The organism is Mesorhizobium sp. M4B.F.Ca.ET.214.01.1.1 (assembly GCF_004791545.1).
GTDB classification, from domain to species: Bacteria; Pseudomonadota; Alphaproteobacteria; order Rhizobiales; family Rhizobiaceae; genus Mesorhizobium; species Mesorhizobium abyssinicae.
In genome coordinates this window covers 122817-143841 of the sequence record NZ_SRUX01000009.1, presented here as the reverse complement: position 1 = coordinate 143841, position 21025 = coordinate 122817, and the positions used below count along the sequence as shown (strand labels likewise).

Here is a 21025-nt window from a genome sequence, read left to right as displayed (position 1 = left end):
TCGGAGCACCATATGCGCGCAAAGCGCCTAGCATTCCCTGCCATCCTTGTGCCAGCGCTGTTCCTGGTGGCTCCCGCCTTTGCCGTTCCGGCGCTGCAGGCGCATCGCGCGGTCTACGACCTGACCCTCAACAAGGCATCCGACCGCTCCGGCATAACCGGTATTTCGGGCCGCATGGTGTACGAGTTCAATGGCTCGCCTTGCGAGGGCTACACGGTGAAATTCCGCTTCGTCACCCAGATCGTCACCAACGACAACACGCGCCTGACCGATCAGCAGACGACCACTTTCGAGGATGCCGAAGGCAAGACGTTCTCCTTCGTCACCAAGTCCTTCGTCGACCAGAACCTCGACAAGGAGGTCAAGGGCATGGCGACCAGGGAGGCCAAGGGCCTCAAGGTCGACATCGACAAGCCCGAGAAGAACAGCCTGGAGCTCGCCGCCACCCAATTCCCGACCCAGCATCTGGTGGAACTGATCGGCAAGGCCGAGAAGGGCGAGAGCTTCTACGAAACCAACCTGTTCGACGGGTCGGAAGACGCCAACAAGGTGATGACGACGACGGTCGTCGTCGGCAAGAAGACCGACGCCGACAAGACCGACCCGGAAGCGCCGGCGCTGGCCAAGCTCGCCGCCGACAAGTACTGGCCGGTCGACATCGCCTATTTCGACGAAACCGACAAAAGCGGCGAGGAGGTGCCGGAGTACCGGATCAGCTTCAAGCTGCACGAAAACGGCATCACCCGCGACCTGGTCATGGACTATGGCGACTTCTCGATGACCGGCAAGCTGGTCAACCTGTCGCTGTTCGACCAGTCGAAACCCTGTCCCGCATCGAAATAGCCAGAGGGCAAATCGTCTCGTCGGGGCCGTCGGCGCTGAAGAGGGAAGCGGCAAGCTTGATGGCGATCTATGTCGACGCGGCGATCTGGAAATGGGCCGGCCACCGCTGGTGCCATCTGATGGCCGACGACACCGACGAACTGCATCGCTTCGCCACCGAACTCGGCCTCAAGCGTTCGTCCTACCAGGGGCCGCCCAAGACATCGGCGCCGCACTATGACATAACCGGCTTCGAGCGCGACCGGGCCGTGCGGCTTGGCGCCATCGAATGCAGCCGCGAGGAGATCGTTGCGATCTTTCGCCGCGTGCGGGTGCCGAACGGGAAGATACGGCCATGACGCTGACGGCATTTCTGGCTTACTGCGCCGCGATCACGCTCGCCGCCGCCACGCCCGGCCCGGCAATGTTCGCGGTCATCACCAACGGCGTCTCGCGTGGCTTTGTCCGCGCCTTCATGGCCGGTGTCGGCATTGCCGCCGGCGACGCGGTGCTGGTGATCCTGGCGCTGCTCGGCCTGGTGGCGCTGGCCCAGACCTTCGAATGGGTGTTCCTCGTCCTGAAATATGCGGGCGCTGCCTATCTGGTGTTCCTCGGCATCAGGATGTGGCGCTCGGCGGCTGCTCATGCGGAGGCGGCGCAGGCACCCCAGGCAAGGCTCTCCCGCTCGTTTTTCCTTGGCGCCTCAATCGCACTCGGCAATCCCAAGGCAATCCTGTTCCACGCCTCGATCATGCCGCTGATCCTCGACCTCGACACCATGACGTTCGCCGACGGGCTGCTGGTTGTCGCGGTCGTGATCAGCGTCAACATCGTCACCATGGGCGTCTACGCGGCACTCGCCGGGCGGGCCTCAGGCTGGTTCACGACGTCCAGGCGCATGCGGCTGATGAACAGGTTTGCCGGCGGCGCCATGATCGGCACGGGTGCGCTGATCGTCGCACGCTGATCGGCAGACGGCCGGGGCGCTTGCGTTTGTCGCGCATCCCCTCTATATGCGCGCTCATTCCACACACGGACTTTGGTGTCTGCCCGGGAGAAATCCGGCTGAAACCTCCGGTGGCGTTCGAGGACCACGGTCCGAAAATGCCTGTGTCCGTGGAGGCCAACCGGAAAGGAACTTGAGAATGGCTCTGCCTGATTTCAGCATGCGTCAGCTTTTGGAAGCTGGCATTCACTTCGGCCACCAGACCCACCGCTGGAACCCGAAGATGGCGCCCTACATCTACGGCGCCCGCAACAACATCCACATCATCGACCTGTCGCAGACGGTGCCGCTGCTGAACCAGGCGCTCAAGCAGGTGTCGGACACCGTCGCCAAGGGCGGCCGCGTGCTGTTCGTCGGCACCAAGCGCCAGGCGTCCGAAATCGTCGCCGACGCCGCGCAGCGCTCGGCCCAGTACTACGTCAACTCGCGTTGGCTCGGCGGCATGCTGACCAACTGGAAGACGATCTCGAACTCGATCCAGCGCCTGCGCAAGCTCGACGAGCTGCTGGCCGGCGAGGCCCAGGGCCTGACCAAGAAGGAACGCCTCAACCTCGACCGCGAGCGCGAGAAGCTCGACAAGGCGCTGGGCGGCATCAAGGACATGGGCTCGACGCCGGACCTGATGTTCGTCATCGACACCAACAAGGAAGCGATCGCCATCCTCGAGGCCAAGCGTCTCGGCATCCCGGTCGTCGCCATCATCGATTCGAACTGCGACCCGGACAAGATCGACTTCCCGATCCCCGGCAATGACGACGCGGCCCGCGCCATCCAGCTTTACTGCGACCTGATCGCCAAGGCTGCCATCGACGGCATCGCCCGCCAGCAGGGCGCGCTCGGCGTCGACATCGGCGCCTCGGTCGAGGCTCCGGTCGAGCCGGCGCTCGATGCTCCGGCGGCCGAGACCCCGGAAGCATAAATAGCGAAGGCCGGTTCCGGCCTTCATCTTTCCAATATCTTGGCGCGCTAAGCGCTGTCGCCGGGCGCATCATCGAGAATCGATGGTGCGTCGGCGCATTTGAAACAAAGAGGCGACAATGAGCATTTCGGCTGCACAGGTCAAAGAACTCCGCGACTTGACCGGCGCGGGCATGATGGACTGCAAGGCGGCGTTGAACGAGACCAACGGCAACATGGAAGAGGCCGTCGACTGGCTGCGCAAGAAGGGCATCTCCAAGGCCGACAAGAAGGCCGGCCGCACCGCCGCCGAGGGCCTGATCGGTGTCGATTCCGGCGTGCGCGAGGCTGCGGTCGTCGAGGTCAATTCCGAGACCGATTTCGTCGCCCGTAACGCTGCCTTCCAGGAAATCGTCGCCAACGTCGCCAAGGTGGCGCTCGCCTACGGCACCACCGAAGCGGTGGCCGCCGCCAAATATCCGGGCTCCGACAAGTCGGTCACCGAGACCATCAAGGACGCGGTCGGCACCATCGGCGAGAACATGGGCTTCCGTCGTTCGGCCAAGCTCAGCGTGCCGCACGGCGCGGTGGCGACCTATGTGCACAACGCCGTCGCCGACGGCCTCGGCAAGCTCGGCGTGCTGGTGGCGATCGAGACCACCGGCAACGAGCATGCCGCCAACGCCTTCGGTCGCCAGGTCGCCATGCATGTCGCCGCCACCAACCCGATGGCTCTGACCGCCGAGCAGATCGACCCGGCGGCCGTCGAGCGCGAGAAGGCGATCTTCTCCGACCAGGCGCGCCAGTCCGGCAAGCCGGAGGCGATCATCGAGAAGATGGTCGAAGGCCGTCTGCGCAAGTTCTACGAAGAGGTCGTGCTCCTCAAGCAGGCCTTCGTGCTCAATCCCGACATCACCGTCGAGAAGGCGCTGAAGGATGCCGAGAAGGAGATCGGCGCGCCGGCCAAGATCACTGCCTATCTGCGCTTCGCGCTCGGCGAAGGCATCGAGAAGGAAGAGACCGATTTCGCCGCGGAAGTCGCGGCGGCGGTCAAGAAATAGCCGAAGCACAAGTAAGGCTACAGAGCTCAGGCAGCACGGCCGGGCGTCCGCGAGGATGCCCGGCCGATTTCTTGTGCGGTATCGATGAAGGCCCTGAGCTTCGGCGCCATCGACGCCCGGCGCGGGAAATAGAGGAACAGGCCGGGTTCCTCTATCGCCGATTGCGGCAGGATCTGCACAAGGCGGCCGGCGGCGATGTGAGCGCGCACCAGCGGCTCGAAGACGTAGATGATGCCGACCCCGGCAAGCGCGAGGTCGATCGCGGCGAGCGAATCGGTGACGACTGCCGTGCCGTGCGTCTCCACCGAGACGTCCTTGCCGTCCTCGCTCAGGTCCCAGCGATAGAGCTCGCCGCTGCGCACGAGGCGGTAGCCGACGCAATTGTGGCTGGCGAGATCGGCCACGCTGGCGGGACGGCCGCGCCGCCCAACATAGGCCGGCGAAGCGGCCATCACGGCGCTGAATGGCGGCGTCAGCCGGACCGCCACCATGTCCTGCGCGATCATCTCGCCCAGCCTGATGCCGGCGTCGAAACCTTCGCCAACTATGTCGACGAGGCCCTGATCGGCAAACAGCTCGACGGTCACGTCCGGATAGCGTTCCGCCATTGCCGCCACCACGGGCGTCACCGCCAGGGGGATGGCGATATGGGAGACATTGATCCTGAGCAGCCCGGCCGGACGGCCGCCGATGCCGCGGATGCGGTCCATGCGTTCGGCGATGTCCTGCAGGGCAGGGGCCGCCGTCTCGATCAATGCCTTGCCGGCCTCGGTCAGCGAAACGCTGCGCGTCGTGCGGGCGAACAGCGGCTGGCCGATCCTTTCCTCGACAAGACGCACCGCATGGCTGACCGCCGACGGGCTCATGCCGAGCTCCGCCGCGGCAAGCGCGAAGCCGCCGCGCCGCGCCACGGCGACGACGACAGGCAGATGGCTGAGCAGATCGCGATCCATTGCTGAACGATATCGCATAGTCATTGCGAACAATGCAATCTTATCGATTCCGGCACATCAGCCCACATTGTCGCCAGAACCATCGGCAGCGGGCTGATGCACGAGGAGAAGATGAAATGAATGCGTTGAAGCACGTCACTTTCGCGGCCGGCATTGCGCTGGCGCCGGTCGATGCCGGCGGAGCGGAATCGTCCGACTGGCGCGCGCTCGCCGATGAGCGCACCATCATCCGCATCGCCGACGCCATCGACCGCGCCGTCGACGCACAGGACTGGCCGCTTGCCCGCAGTTACTTCGCGGATCGCGTCACGGTGGACTTCAGCAGCCTCTCCGGACAGCCGCCGGCCACCATCCCTTCCGACGAGTTGATCGGCACATGGTCGGCGAACCTCAAGGCAAGCAAGACCAGCCTGCACCTGCGCACCAACCACCAGGTGGCATTCGACGGCAATGGCGCCACAGTGTCGTCGAACGGCTACGCCTGGAACCGGATGGAAGGCAATGGCGACCCGCTCTGGGAAGTCTGGGGCACCTACGAACACCACCTGGCCCGCACGCAAGCCGGCTGGAAAGTGGATGGGTTCACGTTCCGCATGACGCATGAGCGCGGCAACCCGTGGGTCAAGGCCACTCCCGGCCGCTGAAAGGCGGCGTCAATCTGGATCGGAACAACACCATGACCATGAGCTACTACACGCTCGGCAACAGCGGCCTTCGGGTAAGTCGTCTCGCACTCGGCACCATGACGTTCGGCACCGAATGGGGCTGGGGAGCCGACCGGGAAACCGCCCGCTCGATGTTCGACGCCTATGTCGAGGCAGGCGGCAATTTCTTCGATACCGCTGACCTCTACACCAATGGCACGAGCGAGACCTGGCTCGGCGAATTCGTCGCCGAGCGCGGGCTGCGCGACAAGGCAGTGATCGCCACCAAGTTCACCATGAACACCGAGCCCGGCAATCCAAACAGCGGCGGCAATGGCCGCAAGAACATCATGCGCGCGGTGGAGGCCTCGCTCAGGCGACTCGGCACGGACTATATCGACCTCTACCTGCTTCACGTCTGGGACCGGCTGACGCCGGCCGAAGAGGTCATGCGCACGCTGGACGACCTGGTGCGCGCGGGCAAGGTGCGCCATATCGGCCTGTCGGACGTGCCGGCCTGGTATGCCGGTCGCGCCCAGGCGATTGCCGAATTGCGCGGCTACGAGCCGGTTTCGGCCTTGCAGCTCGAATATTCGCTCGCCGAACGTTCGATCGAGCATGAGTTCGTCCCCTTCGGCACGCGTCACGGGGCGGGCATCATGGTCTGGAGCCCGCTGGCCAGCGGCTTGCTCAGCGGCAAGTATCGGCCGGCGCAGGCCGGAAATGCCGGCCGGCTCGATGGGTTCCGCAACACCACCCATCCGGGGTTCCAGAAATTCACCGAGCGTAACTGGAAGATCGTGGCGGAGCTCGAAAAGGTTGCCGCCGAACTCGGCCGCAGCATGCCGCAGGTGGCGCTCAACTGGGTGGCGACGCAGCCGGGCATCGCCTCGGTCATCCTCGGCGCCACGAAGCTCGGCCAGCTGCAGGACAATCTCGGCGCGCTGGATTTTTCGATTCCCGCCGATCTTCGCGGCAGGCTGGACGAGGCGAGCCGGTCCCCCGCGCCATTCCCCTATTCCTATTTCGGTTTCGAGATACAGGGCCGCGTCACTGGCGGCGCCACGACAGGCGACAAACCTGCGGGCTATGCGTCGCCGGTGCTCATCGAAGGCGAAGCCGTCAGCGTTGCCAGCGACTGATTGGCCGCAGCCGGCGGGCGGGGATTGCGCAGGGCGCCGCGTGACATCGCGGCGCCCTTCGTGTATCGGAACTCGCATCGCGCCGCTGTTTTGGCGCGGCGCCTGCGCGAGGGCGGCCACCCCAGGCGCATCACACGCACAATGACGAGGTTCAGATGACGGCGAAGCCCCTCTACCGACGTGTCTTGCTGAAAGCGTCGGGCGAAGCGTTGATGGGCGAGCAGCATTTCGGCATCGATGTCTCGGTCGTCGACCGCATCGCCGCCGATATCGCCGAGGCGCGCGCGATGGGCATCGAGGTCGGTGTCGTCATCGGCGGCGGCAACATCTTTCGCGGCGTGGCGGTTGCGTCCAAGGGCGGCGACCGCGTCACCGGCGACCACATGGGCATGCTTGCCACCGTCATCAACTCGCTGGCGCTGCGCACTTCGCTGAACAAGATCGGCGTCGAGGCCGTGGTGCTGTCGGCGATCGCCATGCCGGAGCTTTGCGAGAGCTTCTCCCAGCGCCAGGCCACCGCCTACATGAATCAGGGCAAGGTCGTCATCTTCGCCGGCGGCACCGGCAATCCGTTCTTCACCACCGATTCGGCCGCGGCGCTGCGCGCCGCCGAAATCGGCGCCGACGCGCTGTTCAAGGGCACCCAGGTGGATGGCGTCTACTCCGCCGATCCCAAGAAGGACCCCGACGCGACCCGCTTCGAGCGCATCAGCCATGCCGAAGTGATCAAACGCGGGCTTTCGATCATGGATACGGCAGCGATTGCACTTGCGCGCGAAAACAACATTCCGATAATCGTCTATTCGATCCACGAGAAGGGTGGTTTTGGCGAGATTCTGAGGGGCGGCGGCCGCTGCACGGTCGTTGCGGACGATTGATCCGGAGCGTGATCCGAACCGGAAGCCCGCTAATGAAAGCGACAGCCGGTTTTCGGAACGATGCTCGAGCACGGGGCCGTTGCCCTGAACAGTGAACCCGGCAAACGGGTCGAGGAGACGATGATGAGTGGTGAGTTCGACGACCTCAAGCGGCGCATGGACGGGGCGATCGCCGCGTTCCGGCATGATCTTGCCTCGCTGCGCACCGGGCGCGCGTCCAGCAACCTGCTCGACGCGATCCAGGTCCAGGCTTACGGCACCTCGATGCCGATCAACCAGGTGGCGAACGTATCCGTGCCGGAGCCGCGCATGCTTTCGGTGTCGGTCTGGGACAAGGCGATGGTCGGCGCCGTCGACCGTGCGATCCGCGAATCCAATCTCGGCTTCAACCCGATCGTCGACGGCACCAATCTCAGGATCCCGCTGCCCGAACTCAACGAGCAGCGCCGCAAGGAACTGGTCAAGATTTCGCACGGCTATGCCGAGAATGCCCGCGTCGCTGTCCGCCATGTCCGCCGTGACGGCATGGATTTCCTCAAGAAGGCCGAAAAGGACGGCAATATCGGCGAGGACGATCACCGCAAGCGTTCCGACCAGGTGCAGAAACTGACCGATGAGATGATCAGCACCATCGACCATCTGCTTTCCGATAAGGAAGCTGAAATCATGCAGGTTTAGGGTCGGTCCTTCACCGGCCCGAAAGCGAGACCATGGCAACGCCCGCGCATGTCGCGATCATCATGGATGGAAATGGACGCTGGGCCAAGGCGCGCGGCATGCCGCGGCTTGCCGGCCATCGCGCCGGCGTCGAGGCCTTGCGCAAGACGGTGCGCGCCGCGCCTGGCCTCGGTATCTCGTTCCTGACCGTTTACGCCTTCTCGTCGGAAAACTGGTCGCGGCCCAAATCCGAGGTCAGCGACCTGATGGGCCTCTTGAAGCTGTTCATCCGCCGCGACCTTGCCGAACTGCACCAGAACGGCGTGCGGGTGCGAATCGTCGGCGACCGGTCAGGACTGCAGCCGGACATCAGGGGCCTGCTCCAGGAAGCCGAATCGCTCACCGCCGGCAACGAGTCGCTGACGCTGGTCATCGCCTTCAACTATGGCGGGCGTGACGAAATCGTGCGCGCGGCGCGCAAGCTTGCAGCCGCGGCCGTGCGCGGCGAGATCGACAGCGAGGCGATCACGGCGGAGTCCTTTGCCGGCGCGCTCGACACCGACGGCATTCCCGATCCCGAACTGGTCATCCGCACCAGCGGCGAGCTCAGGTTGTCCAACTTCCTCTTGTGGCAAGCGGCTTACAGCGAGCTGGTGTTCCTGCCTTGCTACTGGCCGGACTTCAGCCGCGAGCACCTGGCCGACGCGCTGCGCGACTTCGCCAGCCGCGAGCGCCGTTTTGGCGGGCTTGCCGCCCAAGACGTCGCTTCGTGAGCGGCGGCCAGATGAGCAACCTCCAGCTGCGCGTCATCTCGGCGCTCGTGCTGGCCGCCGTCACGCTCGGGCTCACCTGGCTCGGCGGCTTGCCGTTCCGCTTTCTCTGCACCTTCATCGTCTCCACCATTTTCTATGAGTGGTCACGCATGGCGCGCCCGGCAACCGGCGGTTCCCTGGGCTTCCTGCCGGAGGCGCTGCTGCTGGCCTTCATCGGCTTCCTGATAGCCGGCGTGCCGGCATCCTGGCTGCTCTCGCTCGTCGTGGTCATAGTTGTGGTCACGGCCGCCAGCGCTCAAATGCGCGGGGCGGCGCAATGGGATGCCGCCGGGCTGGCCTATGCGTCTCTCTCCGGCCTGTCGCTGGCGATGCTGCGCGACGGCGACCATTCCGGCCTGATTGCCATCCTCTTCCTGTTCGCCGTCGTCTGGGCGACCGACATAGCGGCTTATTTCGTCGGTCGCGCCGTCGGCGGCCCCAAGCTGGCGCCGTCGATCTCGCCCGGCAAGACGCAGAGCGGGGCGCTCGGCGGCGCCATTGGCGGCGTGATCGCGGGTGTGCTTCTGGCTTCGGTGGCCGGGGTCGGCAATCTCGGCATCCTTGGCCTTGTCGCCCTGGCTTTGTCGGTCGTCTCGCAAGCTGGCGACCTTTTCGAATCCTGGGTCAAGCGTCGCCATGGGCAGAAGGACTCGGGAAACCTGATACCCGGCCATGGCGGCGTCATGGACAGGGTGGACGGGCTTGTCGCGGCGGCGTTCGCCCTGTACGTCATCGGATGGATATCGGCGGGCGCCGATCATCCGGCACAGGGGCTGTTTCCGGTTTGAACCGCATGTCGTAGGGCGAGAGACGGGCTGCGCCACGGATTCGCCTGGATTGATGTCACAGTCGCGGCACGGCCTGCGTCGCGCACGATCTTGAGGACACGACTTGAACGAGATTCTTCACGCGTTGTTCAGCACGGAAGGCTTCGTCCTCGGCACGCTGGTGCCGTTCCTGTTCGTGCTGACCGTGGTGGTCTTCGTGCACGAAATGGGTCACTACCTCATCGGCCGCTTGTGCGGCATCGGCGTCAAGGCCTTTTCGATCGGCTTCGGCCCCGAGCTCTTCGGCTTCAACGACAGCCACGGCACGCGCTGGAAGCTCTGCGCCATACCGCTTGGCGGCTATGTGAAGTTCGTCGGCGACATGAATGCCACGTCGAGCCAGCCGAGCGCCGAGGACCTGGAAACGCTGAGCGCTGCCGAGCGCGCCGTCGCCTTCCACACCCAGCCGATCTGGAAGCGCGCAGCCACGGTGGTGGCGGGGCCGCTGTTCAATTTCCTGCTGACGATCGCCGTCTTTGCCGTGCTGTTTTCCGTCTATGGCCGCCCGGTGCTGGATCCGATGGTGGCCGAGGTTGTCGCCGGCAGCCCGGCCGAGAAAGCCGGCATCCTGCCCGGTGACCGATTCGTCAAAGTCGATGGCAGCACGGTCGAAACCTTCGCCGACGTCCAGCGCCTGGTTCAGGGTCGCGCCGGCGACGCCATCGCCTTCACCATGCTGCGTGGCGGCAAGGAGATCACGCTCACGGCGACGCCGGAGCCGATGGAGCAGCAGGACGCGCTGGGCAACAAGATCAAGGTGGCGGTGATCGGCGTCGCCAACAGCACGGAACTCGGCCAGCCGCGCGTCATCACCTACAATCCGGTCGGCGCGGTGGGAGCGGCCGTCGAAGAGACCGGTCACGTCATTCAGCGCACCGGCCAGTTCCTGCAGCGTTTCCTCGTCGGCCGCGAGGACAAATGCCAGCTGGGCGGGCCGATCAAGATCGCGAAAATGTCGGGGCAGGCGGCAAAACTCGGCTTCGAGTGGCTTGTGCAGCTTGTTGCTTTCCTGTCAGTGGGGATAGGAATTCTCAACCTGTTGCCGATTCCCCCTCTCGACGGCGGCCACCTGTTGTTCTACGGCGTGGAGGCGGTCGTCCGCCGGCCGGTGTCGGAACGGATGATGGAAATGGCCTATCGGGCCGGGCTGCTTCTGGTGCTCGGCTTCATGGGGTTCGTATTCTGGAACGATCTGTTTGGATGCTGAAATCATGAAGAAATTTGGCTTCAGCAGCCGCAATGTTGAGACGCCGTTTACCATGCACAGGGGTAAGGCGTGACGCGAAAGCCACGCACCAGGGTTAAGTAATTACAAATTAACCAGAAGCCTTGCGTGTAGGGAAAATCCGGTTAATACGGTATGGGAAAATTACCGCACGTCCGGTTTTCTCGCCGTGGGGACTACGAGAAAAGGTACAAAAGCCCGATGAAGGCAGCATCCAAGTTTCTGAGCGCCGCGTCCGCGGTGGCTTTGTCCGCCGCTCTGGTTGTGCCAGGCGCGCTCGCAGTGCAGTTCGTTGCCACATCAGCTGCCGAGGCGGCCGTTGTCTCCAGAGTCGAGGTGACGGGCAATCAGCGTGTCGACGCCGACACCATCCGCAACTACATCCAGATCAAGCCCGGCAAGGCCTTCTCCAGCTCCGACATCGACGATGCGGTCAAGGCGCTGTTCGGCACCGGACTGTTCTCGGATGTGCAGATCAACCAGGTCGGCTCCTCGCTGGTCGTCAAGGTTTCTGAATACAAGGTCGTGAACCAGGTCCTGTTCCAGGGCAACAAGAAGCTCAAGGACAATGCACTGGCAGTCGCCGTGCAGCTGAAGCCGCGCGGCACCTTCTCCCAGCAGACGCTCGATTCGGACGTCGATGCGGTGAAGGCTGCGTATCGCCGCATCGGCCGCGACGACGCCGCCGTGACGACGCAGATCATGGAACTCGGCGACAACCGCGTGAACGTGGTCTTCAACATCAATGAAGGTGGCCGCACGCAGATCGCCGCGATCAATTTCGTCGGCAACAGCGCCTATTCGAGCCGCCGCCTTTCGGACGTCATCGCCACCAAGCGTTCGTCCTGGCTTTCCTTCGTGCTGCGCGACGACGTCTATGACGAGGACAAGCTGCGCGCTGACCAGGAACTGCTGCGCCGCTTCTACTACAATCACGGCTATGCCGACTTCCAGGTCGTCTCCGCGGTCGGCGAGCTCGACGACACCACCAACAAATACACGGTCACCATCACCGTCCAGGAAGGCGATCGCTACACGTTCGGCGACGTCAGTGTCGAAAGCACCATCCCCGAGGTCGACTCGAAGGCGCTGGAATCGGTGGTCGAAACCCATAAGGGTGACGTCTACAACGCCAAGGACGTCGAGGACTCCATCATCGCGCTGACCGAGAAGGTTGCCGGTTCCGGCTATGCCTTCGCCCAGGTGACGCCGCGTGGCGACCGCAATTTCGAGAACCACACGATTTCGGTCGTCTATACGATCGACCAGGGCACCAAGGCCTATATCGAGCGCATCGAAATCCGCGGCAACGACCGCACGCGCGACTATGTCATTCGTCGCGAGTTCGATGTGAGCGAAGGCGATGCCTTCAACCAGGTGCTCATCCAGCGCGCGAAGAAGCGCCTGGAAGCGCTCAATTACTTTGACAAAGTCGACATCTCGACGGTGCCGGGCTCGCAGCCCGACCAGGTCGTGCTGGTGGTGGATGTGGTCGAAAAGTCGACCGGCGAGTTCTCGGTCGGCGCTGGCTACTCGACCGGCGGCGAGACGGCGGGGCCGTCCGTCGAAGGCTCGATCACCGAGCGCAACTTCCTCGGCCGCGGCCAGTACATCAAGATCGCGGCGGGCGGCGGCAAGAACTCGCGCGACTACAGCTTCTCCTTCACCGAGCCCTACTTCCTCGGGCGCCGCATCGCGGCCGGCTTCGACGTGTTCCAGCAGACGCGCAACTACGATCACTACGACAGTGAGACGTTGGGCGCGACCGTGCGCTTCGGCCTGCCGATCACCGACAACATCTCGACGCAGCTGGCGTACAACATCGCGCAGGAGAAGTATAAGCTCGACAGTGGTTGCGATGACACGCCGCAAGATGGGATTCCGGACGCGGATTGCGATATCTCGGCGGCGATCGTTCAGGGTATTGACGAAAGTCCGTGGATCAAGTCGTCGGTCAGCCTCGGCCTGACCTACAACACCATCGATGACATGAAGAACCCGCATGAAGGCATCTATGCCAATGTGACCACGGAAGTGGCCGGCCTCGGCGGTGATGCCAAGTTCGTCAAGGTGACGGGCCGCGGCAGTGTCTACCAGACCCTTTCCGAGCAGTTGGATCTGGTCGGCCTGATCTCCGGCGGTGCCGGCCACATCGAAGGCTATGGCGACGACGGCTTGCGTATCTTCGATCACTTCCAGAGCAGCGACCGCATGATTCGCGGCTTCGCCTATGGCGGCATCGGACCTGTTGCCACGGGCACCAGTGGCGATCACCTCGGCGGCACCACCTATTTCAATGCCTCGGCGGAAGCCCAGTTCCCGCTGCCAGTTATCCCGGAAAGCTTCGGCCTGCGCGGCGCGGTCTTTGCCGATGCGGCAACGCTCTATGGCAGCAAGGTCGATACCGCCCTGGTCGATCAGTCGACGACCGACATGAAGCTGCGCGCTTCGGTTGGTGTCGGCCTGATGTGGGCTTCGCCTTTCGGCCCGATCCGCATCGACTACGCGGTGCCGGTCAAGAAGCAACCGACCGACGACGTGCAGGAATTCAACTTCGGCATAGCGACCCGTTTCTGATCCGCGGGTAACAATGCTTCCGGGCCGCGTTGCGGTCCGGAAGAGTGATCCGACCAAGCTGGATATTGCTTCTGGAATGACCGATCCGGTGTTCTTCGCGCCATCACGCCGGTATACGGCAGGCGAAGTCGCGAATCTGACCGGCGCCCAGCTTGTCGATTCCGCCCAATCCCATATTGCCATCGAAGCCCTGGCGCCGGCCAATGAAGGCGGCAAGGACGCGCTCGTCTTCGTCGACGGCAAGCGCAATTTCGCCCTTATGCCGTCGCTCAAGGCTGCGGCGGTTCTCTGTCCGGCGGACTTCGCGAGCAAGGCTCCGGCAGGCGTCGCGGTCCTCACCCATCCGCGCCCGCAGCAGGCGTTCGCGCTGGTCGGGCGCCTGCTGTTTCCGCAAGCGGCCACACCCGGGCCCATGACCGGCGAAACCGGCATCTCCCCGCATGCCCACATAGACCCGTCGGCGCATGTCGAGGCCGGCGCCGTTGTCGAGGCCGGCGCGGTCATCGGTCCGCGCGTCTCGATCGGCAGCGGCACCATCATTGCTCCGCATGCGGTCATCGGCCATTCCTGCCAGATCGGCCGCGACGGCTATGTCGGCCCGGGCGCCAGCGTGCAGTATGCGCTGATCGGCAATCGCGTCATCATCCATGGCGGCGCCAGGATCGGCCAGGACGGCTTCGGCTTTGTCGCCGGCGCCAAAGGGCCGGAGCGCGTGCCGCAGATCGGTCGCGTCGTCATCCAGGACGATGTCGAGATCGGCTCGAACACCACCGTCGATCGCGGCGCCATGTCCGATACAATCATCGGCCAGGGCACCAAGATCGACAATCTGGTGCAGATCGCCCACAATGTCCGCATCGGCCGCAATTGCATTATAGCCGGACTTTCGGGTATTTCGGGTTCCGTCGTCGTCGGCGACGGCGTCACCATGGGCGGCGGCGTCGGCCTCGCCGATCATTTGACCATTGGGCCTGGGGCCAAGCTTGCAGCGAGAAGCGGATTCATGAGCAACGTCCCGGCGGGCGAGATCTGGGGAGGCTATCCGGCGCAGCCGATGGCCGAGGCCATGCGCGAGATCGCGATGCTGCGCAAGCTGGCCAGGACCCGCAAACAGGGCGATGGGAATGGCTGACATGGTGGCGACGCTCGAGGCGGTCGACATATTGGGGCTGATGAAGCTCCTGCCGCATCGCTATCCGTTCCTGATGATCGATCGCATTGTCGACATCGACGGCGACGATTCCGCCGTCGGCATCAAGAACGTGACCATCAATGAGCCGCATTTCCAGGGCCATTTCCCGGATCAGCCGGTGATGCCGGGCGTGTTGATCGTCGAGGCCATGGCGCAGACCGCCGGCGCCATCTGCATCCGCAGCCTCAACGCTGAAAAACCCTCGCTGGTCTATTTCCTGACCATCGACAATGCCAAGTTCCGCAAGCCGGTCGTCCCCGGCGACCAGTTGAAGATCCACGTCAAGAAAATCAAGAAGCGCGGCAACCTGCTCAAATTCGCCTGTGAAGCCCTGGTGGACGGCGCCAAGGCCGCCGAAGCCGAGATTTCGGCGATGATGGTCACCGGCTGACGATCGAAATGCTCATGACAATTCAGACATTCATCCATCCTTCCGCCGTCGTCGAAGATGGCGCCGCCATCGGCAAGGGCGCCCGCATCGGGCCGTTCTGCCATGTCGGCGCCGACGCCGTGATCGGCGACCGCGTCGAACTGGTCAGCCATGTCTCGGTGATGGGCGCGACCACCGTCGGTGCCGGTACCAAGGTCTATCCGATGGCGACGCTGGGCGCGCCGCCGCAGAACACCAAGCACAAGGGTGGCCGCACGACGCTGGTGATTGGCGAGAACTGCACGATCCGCGAAGGCGTCACCATGCATCTCGGCACCGATTCCAGCCGTGGCGAGACGACGGTAGGGGACAATGGCAATTTCCTCGCCTATGCCCACATCGCCCATGACTGCGTCGTTGGCAAGAACGCCACCTTCGCCAATGGCGCGACGCTCGGCGGCCACTGCGAGATCGGCGACAACGTCTATATTGGCGGCCTCACCGCCGTTCACCAGTTCGTCCGCATCGGCAACAACGCCTTCATCGGCGGCTGTTCGGCAGTCGTCGGCGATGTCATTCCCTATGCGATTGCCGTCGGCAACCGCGCCAGCCTTCGCGGCCTCAACATCGTCGGCCTAAAGCGCTCGGGCCTGCCGCGCGCCGAGATCCACCTGTTGCGCAAGGCCTACCGGACGATCTTCGACCGCTCGCGGACCGTCGGCGAGAACATCGAGTTCGCCAAGGCGGAATTCGCCTCCTCGCCGACGGCCATGAAAATCATCGATTTCATCGCCAGTCGCGGCAAGCGGCACTATGCCGTCCCGTCGCTCAAGGGCGGCGACGGCGACGATGCCGATGACGAAGGCTGAGGCTGCCGGAGCCAAGCTAGACCTCGCGCCGGGCTCCAGGGTCGGCATCATCGCCGGCGGCGGCAGCCTGCCGGTGGAAGTCGCGGCCAGCCTGGCAAGGCAAGGGCACCCGCCCGTCATCATCGCTGCCGAAGGCGAGGTCGACCGCAAGCAGGACCTCGCCGGCTATGAGGCCGAGCAACTCGCGCTCGAAGACTTCGGCTCGCTGGTCCCGTTGCTCAGGCGCAAGCGGATCAGCCATCTCGTGCTGGCCGGCGAGATCAGGCGCAGGCCGAAATTAAGCGCCATGCGGCCGAGCCTTGGCCTGCTGGCGGTCGTGCCGACGGTGGTGATGGGGCTGGCGCGCGGAGATGACGGCCTGCTGCGGATCCTGACGCGCTTTCTGGAAAAGCGCGGCATCAAGGTCGTCGGAGCGCATGAGATCGTGCCCGAACTGCTCGCCGGCAAGGGCCCTTTGACCCAGGCTGAGCCAAGCAAAGCCGACTGGCGTGACATCGAGGCGGCCAGGGTGGCCGCGAAGGCGATCGGCGCGCTGGATATCGGCCAGGCTGCCATTGCCATCGGCGGCCGGGCGATCGCGCTGGAAGGCATAGAGGGCACCAACGGACTGCTCGAGCGGACCAGGCAACTGCGCGACCATGGCCGGCTCGCCGGCAAGACCCGCGGCGTGCTTGTCAAATGCGCCAAGCCCGGCCAGGAATTGCGCGCCGATCTACCAACCATCGGCCCGCGGACGGTCGAGGCGGCGCAAGAGGCAGGGCTGGCAGGGATTGCCGTGGAAGCCGGCCGCTCGCTGATCCTTGAAGGTCCCGATACGATCGCGCGCGCCAATGCGCTCGGCCTTTTCATCATCGGCCTGCCCGCCGAGGAGCCGGCTCATGGCCACTAGCAAGTCGTTGAAGGTCGCCGTCGTCTGCGGCGAGGAATCGGGCGACCTGCTGGGCGCCGACATCGTCGCGGCGCTGAAGCGGACGACGGGCCGGGATGTTCAGCTTCTCGGCATCGGCGGTCGGCATTTGCAGGCGCTCGGCCTGAAATCCCTGTTCGACGGCAGCGAGATCGCGCTGATGGGGTTCAGCGCGATCCTGCGCGAGCTGCCGCGCCTGATCAGGCGGATCGGCCAGACGGCAAGCATGATCGCGGCCGAAAAACCCGACTGCCTCATCACCATCGACAGCCCGGATTTCTCGCTGCGCGTGGCGAAGAAGGTGCGTGCCGCCAACCCGTCGATTCCAATCGTCCACTATGTCTGCCCGAGTGTCTGGGCATGGCGACCGGGCAGGGCGGTGGCGATGAAGCCCTATGTCGACCATATCCTGTGCATCCTGCCTTTCGAGGTGAAGGCGCTCGCCCGCCTCGGCGGTCCGCCTGGCACCTATGTCGGGCATCGCCTGGCGCGGGATCCTGGCGTGCTTGGCGCAGCCAAGGCGCAAGGGCTCCCCCGGGACCTGGCGGGGGATCGCGTCAAGACGCTGCTGGTGCTGCCGGGTTCCCGTCGTGGCGAAGTACGCCGGCTAATCGAGCCGTTCGGCAAGACGATGTCGATCCTGCGCCAGCGCGGGCATCGCCTGCGTCTGCTCTTGCCGACCGTGCCGCACGTCGCCGAGCTGGTCAGGGCTTCGGTCGCCAGTTGGGACGACAAACCGGAGATCATCGTCGAGCCCGAACGCAAATGGCAGGCGTTCGGCAAGGCCGATGCCGCGCTGATCGCCTCGGGAACGGTATCGCTCGAACTGGCCCTGTCGGGCGTGCCGATGGTGTCGTGCTACAAGCTCGATCCCGTCGCGCGGCTGGTCATGCCGCATCTCATTTCCGTCTGGTCGGCGCTGCTGCCCAATCTGATCTCGGACCGGACCCTGGTTCCGGAGTTTTACGACCAGTATGTCCTGCCGGAGAACCTCGCCCGGCAACTGGAGACGCTGTTTTCCGACACCGGCATGCGCGCCTGGCAGAAGGACGGGTTCGCCGAGATCGCGCGACGCATGGCGACGGACAGACCGTCAGGCGATATCGCCGCAGAGGTCGTTCTGCGACACATCAAATAAAAGGCGCCCTCGCGGGCGCCTTTTTCAACCATTTCGCTCGGGCGCGATCAGCGCTTGGCGATCGGCACGTAGTCGCGTTCGGCGGCACCCGTGTAGAGCTGACGCGGCCGGCCGATCTTCTGGTGCGGATCCTCGATCATCTCCTTCCACTGCGCGATCCAGCCGACGGTGCGGGCGACCGCGAACAGCACGGTGAACATGGTGGTGGGGAAGCCCAGCGCCTTCAGCGTGATGCCGGAATAGAAGTCGACGTTCGGATAGAGCTTCTTCTCGATGAAATAGGCGTCGGTGAGCGCGATCTTTTCCAGCTCCATGGCGATGTCGAGCAACGGGTCGTCCTTGATGCCGAGCTCGCCCAGCACCTCATGCGCGGTCTTCTGCATGATCTTGGCGCGCGGATCGTAGTTCTTGTAGACGCGATGGCCAAAGCCCATCAGCCGGAACGGATCGTTCTTGTCCTTGGCGCGGGCGATGAATTCCGGGATGTGGTCGACATGGCCGATCTCGCCCAGCATGTTGAGCGCCGCCTCGTTGGCGCCGCCATGCGCCGGGCCCCACAAGCAGGCGATGCCGGCGGCGATGCAGGCAAACGGATTGGCGCCCGATGAGCCGGCAAGACGCACCGTCGAGGTCGAGGCGTTCTGCTCGTGATCGGCGTGCAGGATGAAGATGCGCTCCATGGCGCGCGCCAGCACCGGATTGATCTTGTACTCCTCGCACGGCACCGCAAAGCACATGTGCAGGAAGTTGGCGGCGAAGTTCAGCTCGTTCTTCGGATAGATGAAGGGCTGGCCGATGTGGTACTTGTAGGCCATCGCCGCGATCGTCGGCATCTTGGCGATGAGCCGCATCGAGGCGACCATGCGCTGGTAGGGATCCGAAATGTCCGTCGAGTCGTGGTAGAAGGCCGACAGCGCGCCGACCACGCCGCACATGACAGCCATCGGATGCGCATCGCGGCGGAAGCCGGTGAAGAAGCGCGACATCTGCTCATGCACCATGGTGTGGCGCGTCACCCGGTAATCGAAGTCGTCCTTCTGCGCCTTGGTCGGCAATTCGCCGTAGAGCAGCAGGTAGCAGACCTCGAGGAAGTCACCATGCTCGGCGAGCTGGTCGATCGGATAGCCGCGGTGAAGCAGGATGCCGGCGTCGCCGTCGATGAAGGTGATGGCCGACTCGCAGCTTGCCGTCGAGGTGAAGCCAGGATCGTAGGTGAAGGCGCCGGTGGTGCTGTAGAGCGCGCCGATGTCGATGACGTCGGGCCCGACCGAACCGCTTCGCACCTTGAATTCATGCGTCTTGCCGGCGAGTTCCAGCTTGGCGGTCGACTCGCGCGGGTTGGCCCCCAAGTCCAGTTTTGTTGCAGCTTCGCTCATTAGAAACTCCTTCTTGTTTCCTCATGCCGGCAAGGCAAATTCCTGCAAAACGACACGTCGAAATCACCGGAATGCGCGAACTCGCCACCGCATTTTAGGAGGTGCGTGCCAGATTGGGCCAAGGCCTAATGTTGCACTGCGAAACGCGCCTTTCAATGCCAATCTTCTTGGGCCAGTTCGCTCCTAATCGATTTGATCCGCGATGCGCGCCAGGCTTTCCTCGCGGCCAAGCACGGCAAGCACGTCGAACACGCCGGGCGACGTGCTCCTGCCGGTCAGCGCGGCTCTCAGCGGCTGCGCCACGGCGCCGAGCTTGTGGCCGCCGGCTTGCGCGAAGTCACGGATCGCGGCCTCGGCGGTAGCTGCCGTCCAGTCGCCAGAGACCGCCGTCAGCGTCGCATGGGCGCCACGCAGAACGGCGCGCGCCTCGCCGGAAAGCAGCGCCGCCGCCTTCTCGTCGACCGGCAACGGCCGCTCGGCAAACAGGAACCCCGCGCCGTCGACCAGTTCGACCAGCGTCTTGGCGCGCTCCTTGAGGCCGGGCAGGGCCGCGAGCAACTGCGCCTTCTTCTGGTCGTCGAGCCGGGCGGCGAGCGCCGGGCCGCCTTCGAGATAGGGCAGGGTGGCGACGAAGATGTCGAACAGCGCATGATCGTCCATCTTGCGCATATGCACGCCGTTCAGCGCCTCGAGCTTGGCGAAGTCGAAGCGGGCGGCGCCCTTGTTGACGTCGCCGATGTCGAACCAGCCGATCATGTCCTTGATCGACATGACTTCGTCATCGCCATGGCTCCAGCCGAGGCGGGCGAGATAGTTGAGCAGGGCCTCCGGCAGATAGCCCATCGAACGATAGGCCTCGACGCCGAGCGCGCCATGCCGTTTCGACAGCTTGGCGCCGTCGGCGCCATGGATCAGCGGAATGTGCGACATCGACGGCACATCCCAGCCCATGGCGTTGTAGATCACCGTCTGGCGCGCTGCGTTGGTCAGATGATCGTCGCCGCGGATGATGTGGGTGACGCCCATGTCGTGATCGTCGACGACGACGGCGTGCATGTAGGTCGGGTTGCCGTCCGAGCGCAGGATGATGAAATCGTCGAGGTCCTTGTTGGGAAAGCGCACCTCGCCCTGCACGCGGTCATGCACGACGGTCTCGCCTTCGGCCGGCGCCTTGATGCGGATGGCACCCTTGAGGCCGGGAGGCGCCTCGGACGGGTCGCGTTCGCGCCACTGGCCGTTGTAGCGCGGCGGCAGGCCCTTGGCCCGCGCCGCCTCGCGCATCGCCTCGAGCTCCGCGGGCGTCTCGTAGCTGTAATAGGCCTTGCCCAGGCGCACGAGCTCCTCCGCGACCTCGCGATGGCGCGGCGCGCGCTCGAACTGCGACACGGCCTCGCCGTCCCATGACAGGCCGAGCCAGGTCAGCCCGTCCAGGATGGCAGCGGTCGCCGCCTCGGTGGAGCGCTCGCGATCGGTGTCCTCGATGCGCAGCAGCATGGTGCCGCCGGTGTGCTTCGCATAGAGCCAGTTGAACAGCGCCGTGCGCGCCCCGCCAATGTGCAGGTAGCCTGTCGGCGAGGGGGCAAAACGGGTGACGACCTTGTCGGACATGGCACTCTCAGGCTGGCAGAGGAAGCGGGCGTGGTGGCGCGGACTTTCGCGTTTTCGGCGTTCA

General features: G+C 64.5%; 20 protein-coding genes and 1 pseudogene. 18 read left to right on the top strand and 3 right to left on the bottom strand.

Translation table 11 applies throughout. The features are described 5' to 3' along the window. The first annotated feature begins 12 nt into the window (after positions 1-12). The 5 genes from EN857_RS19065 (at position 13) to tsf (ending at position 3786) form a co-directional block, all read left to right on the top strand. A complete protein-coding gene (locus tag EN857_RS19065) occupies positions 13-843 on the top strand; it encodes a cell envelope integrity EipB family protein (RefSeq protein ID WP_127286031.1) in 831 nt (276 codons plus the stop codon). 59 nt (positions 844-902) lie between these two features. After that, a complete protein-coding gene (locus EN857_RS19060; protein ID WP_126054457.1) occupies positions 903-1181 on the top strand; it encodes a DUF4031 domain-containing protein in 279 nt (92 codons plus the stop codon). Next, positions 1178-1789 carry a LysE family translocator gene (locus EN857_RS19055; RefSeq protein ID WP_127286032.1) on the top strand — a complete coding sequence of 204 codons (612 nt, stop codon included), beginning with the start codon at positions 1178-1180 and terminating at the stop codon, positions 1787-1789. The genes EN857_RS19060 and EN857_RS19055 overlap by 4 nt, the downstream gene beginning before the upstream one ends. Before the next feature lie 178 nt (positions 1790-1967). Beyond that, positions 1968-2747 (top strand): 30S ribosomal protein S2, encoded by a 780-nt coding sequence (rpsB, locus tag EN857_RS19050; RefSeq protein WP_127286033.1) that lies wholly within the window; start codon positions 1968-1970, stop codon positions 2745-2747. Positions 2748-2865: 118 nt separating this feature from the next. After that, complete coding sequence (gene tsf, locus EN857_RS19045; protein WP_127286034.1) at positions 2866-3786, top strand: translation elongation factor Ts; 921 nt, start codon at positions 2866-2868, stop codon at positions 3784-3786. 26 nt (positions 3787-3812) lie between these two features. On the opposite strand, the gene EN857_RS19040 is transcribed toward tsf, so the two are convergent. Next, on the bottom strand, positions 3813-4739 hold the full coding sequence (locus EN857_RS19040) for a LysR family transcriptional regulator (RefSeq protein WP_135858416.1): 927 nt from the start codon (positions 4737-4739) through the stop codon (positions 3813-3815). 116 nt (positions 4740-4855) lie between these two features. On the opposite strand from EN857_RS19040, the gene EN857_RS19035 reads away from it, so the two are divergent. The 13 genes and pseudogenes from EN857_RS19035 (at position 4856) to lpxB (ending at position 17977) form a co-directional block, all read left to right on the top strand. Beyond that, the gene (locus tag EN857_RS19035; RefSeq protein ID WP_127393700.1) at positions 4856-5383 is read left to right on the top strand and encodes a nuclear transport factor 2 family protein; all 528 of its coding nucleotides are present in this window, start codon (positions 4856-4858) and stop codon (positions 5381-5383) included. A gap of 32 nt (positions 5384-5415) precedes the next feature. Continuing rightward, positions 5416-6525, top strand: coding sequence for an aldo/keto reductase (locus tag EN857_RS19030; RefSeq protein WP_135858418.1), 1110 nt, complete (start codon positions 5416-5418; stop codon positions 6523-6525). A gap of 155 nt (positions 6526-6680) precedes the next feature. Continuing rightward, entirely contained in the window at positions 6681-7403 is a 723-nt protein-coding gene (gene pyrH / locus EN857_RS19025) for a UMP kinase (protein ID WP_128346962.1), read from the top strand. Positions 7404-7526: 123 nt separating this feature from the next. After that, a complete protein-coding gene (gene frr / locus EN857_RS19020; RefSeq protein ID WP_127286039.1) occupies positions 7527-8081 on the top strand; it encodes a ribosome recycling factor in 555 nt (184 codons plus the stop codon). A gap of 20 nt (positions 8082-8101) precedes the next feature. After that, positions 8102-8833: pseudogene (locus EN857_RS19015) on the top strand (isoprenyl transferase); the annotation flags it as partial. Between the two features lie 11 nt (positions 8834-8844). Next, positions 8845-9660, top strand: a complete 816-nt coding sequence (locus EN857_RS19010) for a phosphatidate cytidylyltransferase (protein WP_127391654.1) — start codon at positions 8845-8847, stop codon at positions 9658-9660. A 103-nt stretch (positions 9661-9763) separates the two neighbouring features. Further along, complete coding sequence (gene rseP / locus EN857_RS19005) at positions 9764-10906, top strand: RIP metalloprotease RseP (RefSeq protein ID WP_135858421.1); 1143 nt, start codon at positions 9764-9766, stop codon at positions 10904-10906. A 219-nt stretch (positions 10907-11125) separates the two neighbouring features. After that, positions 11126-13501 (top strand): outer membrane protein assembly factor BamA, encoded by a 2376-nt coding sequence (bamA, locus tag EN857_RS19000; protein ID WP_127286427.1) that lies wholly within the window; start codon positions 11126-11128, stop codon positions 13499-13501. Positions 13502-13577: 76 nt separating this feature from the next. Beyond that, positions 13578-14633: a UDP-3-O-(3-hydroxymyristoyl)glucosamine N-acyltransferase gene (gene lpxD, locus EN857_RS18995; protein ID WP_127286426.1), complete on the top strand. Its 1056-nt coding sequence runs from the start codon at positions 13578-13580 to the stop codon at positions 14631-14633. Beyond that, positions 14626-15084 carry a 3-hydroxyacyl-ACP dehydratase FabZ gene (gene fabZ / locus EN857_RS18990; protein ID WP_127286425.1) on the top strand — a complete coding sequence of 153 codons (459 nt, stop codon included), beginning with the start codon at positions 14626-14628 and terminating at the stop codon, positions 15082-15084. The genes lpxD and fabZ overlap by 8 nt, the downstream gene beginning before the upstream one ends. A 14-nt stretch (positions 15085-15098) precedes the next feature. Then, positions 15099-15932 (top strand): acyl-ACP--UDP-N-acetylglucosamine O-acyltransferase, encoded by an 834-nt coding sequence (lpxA, locus tag EN857_RS18985; RefSeq protein WP_127286424.1) that lies wholly within the window; start codon positions 15099-15101, stop codon positions 15930-15932. After that, positions 15919-16821 carry an LpxI family protein gene (locus EN857_RS18980; RefSeq protein WP_187331307.1) on the top strand — a complete coding sequence of 301 codons (903 nt, stop codon included), beginning with the start codon at positions 15919-15921 and terminating at the stop codon, positions 16819-16821. The genes lpxA and EN857_RS18980 overlap by 14 nt, the downstream gene beginning before the upstream one ends. Then, the gene (gene lpxB, locus EN857_RS18975) at positions 16811-17977 is read left to right on the top strand and encodes a lipid-A-disaccharide synthase (protein WP_127310102.1); all 1167 of its coding nucleotides are present in this window, start codon (positions 16811-16813) and stop codon (positions 17975-17977) included. Before EN857_RS18980 ends, lpxB begins: the two co-directional genes overlap by 11 nt. A gap of 47 nt (positions 17978-18024) precedes the next feature. Here lpxB and gltA read toward each other — a convergent pair whose 3' ends face one another. Together gltA and gltX are read right to left on the bottom strand one after the other, a co-directional pair. Then, positions 18025-19353: a citrate synthase gene (gene gltA / locus EN857_RS18970; RefSeq protein ID WP_127285805.1), complete on the bottom strand. Its 1329-nt coding sequence runs from the start codon at positions 19351-19353 to the stop codon at positions 18025-18027. 183 nt (positions 19354-19536) lie between these two features. Continuing rightward, positions 19537-20961 (bottom strand): glutamate--tRNA ligase, encoded by a 1425-nt coding sequence (gene gltX, locus EN857_RS18965; protein WP_127391652.1) that lies wholly within the window; start codon positions 20959-20961, stop codon positions 19537-19539. Positions 20962-21025: the final 64 nt, after the last annotated feature.

Excerpts from the sequence above, each read along its gene's own strand:
- gltA (WP_127285805.1), bottom strand. The coding sequence starts at position 19,353 with ATGAGCGAAGCTGCAACAAAACTGGACTTGGGGGCCAACCCGCGCGAG.
- lpxB (WP_127310102.1), top strand. The coding sequence starts at position 16,811 with ATGGCCACTAGCAAGTCGTTGAAGGTCGCCGTCGTCTGCGGCGAGGAA.
- EN857_RS19040 (WP_135858416.1), bottom strand. The coding sequence starts at position 4,739 with ATGGATCGCGATCTGCTCAGCCATCTGCCTGTCGTCGTCGCCGTGGCG.
- frr (WP_127286039.1), top strand. The coding sequence starts at position 7,527 with ATGAGTGGTGAGTTCGACGACCTCAAGCGGCGCATGGACGGGGCGATC.
- rpsB (WP_127286033.1), top strand. The coding sequence starts at position 1,968 with ATGGCTCTGCCTGATTTCAGCATGCGTCAGCTTTTGGAAGCTGGCATT.
- fabZ (WP_127286425.1), top strand. The coding sequence starts at position 14,626 with ATGGCTGACATGGTGGCGACGCTCGAGGCGGTCGACATATTGGGGCTG.
- gltX (WP_127391652.1), bottom strand. The coding sequence starts at position 20,961 with ATGTCCGACAAGGTCGTCACCCGTTTTGCCCCCTCGCCGACAGGCTAC.
- EN857_RS19035 (WP_127393700.1), top strand. The coding sequence starts at position 4,856 with ATGAATGCGTTGAAGCACGTCACTTTCGCGGCCGGCATTGCGCTGGCG.
- EN857_RS18980 (WP_187331307.1), top strand. The coding sequence starts at position 15,919 with ATGACGAAGGCTGAGGCTGCCGGAGCCAAGCTAGACCTCGCGCCGGGC.
- lpxD (WP_127286426.1), top strand. The coding sequence starts at position 13,578 with ATGACCGATCCGGTGTTCTTCGCGCCATCACGCCGGTATACGGCAGGC.
- bamA (WP_127286427.1), top strand. The coding sequence starts at position 11,126 with ATGAAGGCAGCATCCAAGTTTCTGAGCGCCGCGTCCGCGGTGGCTTTG.
- lpxA (WP_127286424.1), top strand. The coding sequence starts at position 15,099 with ATGACAATTCAGACATTCATCCATCCTTCCGCCGTCGTCGAAGATGGC.
- tsf (WP_127286034.1), top strand. The coding sequence starts at position 2,866 with ATGAGCATTTCGGCTGCACAGGTCAAAGAACTCCGCGACTTGACCGGC.
- pyrH (WP_128346962.1), top strand. The coding sequence starts at position 6,681 with ATGACGGCGAAGCCCCTCTACCGACGTGTCTTGCTGAAAGCGTCGGGC.
- EN857_RS19055 (WP_127286032.1), top strand. The coding sequence starts at position 1,178 with ATGACGCTGACGGCATTTCTGGCTTACTGCGCCGCGATCACGCTCGCC.
- EN857_RS19065 (WP_127286031.1), top strand. The coding sequence starts at position 13 with ATGCGCGCAAAGCGCCTAGCATTCCCTGCCATCCTTGTGCCAGCGCTG.
- EN857_RS19010 (WP_127391654.1), top strand. The coding sequence starts at position 8,845 with ATGAGCAACCTCCAGCTGCGCGTCATCTCGGCGCTCGTGCTGGCCGCC.
- EN857_RS19060 (WP_126054457.1), top strand. The coding sequence starts at position 903 with ATGGCGATCTATGTCGACGCGGCGATCTGGAAATGGGCCGGCCACCGC.
- EN857_RS19030 (WP_135858418.1), top strand. The coding sequence starts at position 5,416 with ATGACCATGAGCTACTACACGCTCGGCAACAGCGGCCTTCGGGTAAGT.